The 1660-nt window shown below is 74.9% G+C and carries 2 protein-coding genes and 2 pseudogenes; all 4 read left to right on the forward strand.

Features of this window, described 5'->3' with window-relative positions:
• A partial coding sequence (locus NON22_RS23975) for a DUF72 domain-containing protein (RefSeq protein ID WP_257389501.1) occupies window positions 1–311 on the forward strand: 311 nt, incomplete at its 5' end.
• A 227-nt stretch (window positions 312–538) separates the two neighbouring features.
• Window positions 539–820: pseudogene (locus NON22_RS23980) on the forward strand (DUF3592 domain-containing protein); the annotation flags it as partial.
• Between the two features lie 129 nt (window positions 821–949).
• The gene (locus NON22_RS23985; protein WP_257389502.1) at window positions 950–1222 is read left to right on the forward strand and encodes a DUF2249 domain-containing protein; all 273 of its coding nucleotides are present in this window, start codon (window positions 950–952) and stop codon (window positions 1220–1222) included.
• Window positions 1203–1660, forward strand: a pseudogene (locus NON22_RS23990) (hypothetical protein); the annotation flags it as partial. The gene NON22_RS23985 and the pseudogene NON22_RS23990, both read left to right, overlap by 20 nt.

Below are 1660 nucleotides of genomic sequence, written 5' to 3' on the forward strand. Positions count from 1 at the left end.
CCGACGCCGTGCTCCTCGCGCGGCGTGTCGCGCGCGTCGCTGCCGACCCGGCCGTCGTCGCGGCCGCGGCGCATCCGGGCGGCGCGGCCGAGCTCTGCTACCTGCGTCTGCACGGCTCGCCGAAGACGTACTACTCCGACTACGACGAGGCCCGATTGCGTGCGGCCGCGGCGCAACTGGCCGAGGCCGCGCGCGGCGGCGCGGCGGCCTGGTGCATCTTCGACAACACCGCCGCCGGCCGCGCCGTACCAAACGCGCTCGCACTGCAAGGCCTCGTCGCGACGTCGGCGTCCGCGCGCCGCGGCGATTGAGCATCCCCGATTCGACGCGCCGGCGCCTACGGGTTCACGGCGAGCGCCGCCGGATCGATTTCCGTACGCGGCGGCAACAGCGCTGTATCGACATCCGCCGGGCGCCACCGCGTGCCGGCTTTCGTCCTGCGCGACGCGCGCCTGCCGCAGCCGTCGACACGCCGGTCCGCATGAGCGGCGCCACGTGATTCGCTACCGGCGACGGCAGGAAGGTCAGGCGCAGCGGCGACCACGTGAGCCTGCGCGCCGACGTCACGTTCACCGCGCGCGACGGCCATGCGGTCACGACCGCCGCCATCCTGTCGCGCGAAACCCTCGACGGCTTCCGCAGCGGCCGGCCGGTGCAGGTCCGCTACCGGCCCGACCGGCCCGGCGTCGCGCGCATCGTCGGGGAGGAAGACGAAGGCGGCAGCTGGCTGCCGGTTGTCCTCGGCGGCGCGGCCCTCGGTTACGCCGGCTACGGCTTCCTGTGCAAGCCCGGAGAGCCGGGCCCGCGACGACACCGCTGACGTCGCCCCGACGCGGACGCCACGCGAACGGCCACGGCAGCAGCGCGGACGACGAAGCCGCACCGGTGGATTCCATCGCGCTTGATCTGCATCAGCGCCGCCCATGCCGGCCGCGCCGACAATCGCCGCATGAGCGTTTCGTACTGCGTTACCGGCCGTGGCGCCGTCCCCGAACTCGACCTGCGCGGCCTGCCGGCGCCCGAGCCGCTGCTGCAGGCGCTCGCCGCTGCGGATGCGCTGGCGCCCGGCGGCCTGCTGCGCGTATGGACGCCGCTGCTGCCGCTGCCGCTGCTGCAGGCCCTGGCCGAACGCGGGTTGCGGTACGACGTGCTGCCGACCGTCGACGGCATCGGCGCCTGCGTGCAGATCGAACGATGCACCGATGGCGCGGCTCGCGATTGAGGACGCGCCCGACGTCGCGGTGCCGCTGCGCTTTCTGCTGACGGCGCCGTGCTGGGGCCTGGCCGCGGGACTGCTGCTGCTCGTCGAAGCGGACGCGCTGCTGCAGTCGCGCTGGCAGCCGGCGACCCTCGCGGCGACGCATGCGTTCACGCTGGGCCTGCTCGGCAATCTGCTGTTCGGCAGCCTGCTGCAGTTCCTGCCGGCCGCGGCCGGCGTCCGGCTGCGCGGCGGCGCGCGCGGCGGCTTCGCGCTGTACCTCGCGCTGAATGCCGGCGTGCTGCTGCTGACGGCCGGGCTGTACGTCGTGCAGCCGTTTCTGCTGAGCGCGGCGGCCGGCGTCCTGGTCGCGGCCTTCCTGCTGCTGGCCGCGATGACCGGGCCGGGCCTGCTGCAGGCGCACGGCCAGCGCCTGCTGCGTGCCGGCCTCGGCGCGGCCCT

This window comes from Tahibacter caeni, assembly GCF_024609805.1.
Lineage (GTDB): Bacteria > Pseudomonadota > Gammaproteobacteria > Xanthomonadales > Rhodanobacteraceae > Tahibacter > Tahibacter caeni.

Coding starts and splice junctions, on each gene's coding strand:
- NON22_RS23985 (WP_257389502.1), top strand. CDS start 950: ATGAGCGTTTCGTACTGCGTTACCGGCCGTGGCGCCGTCCCCGAACTC.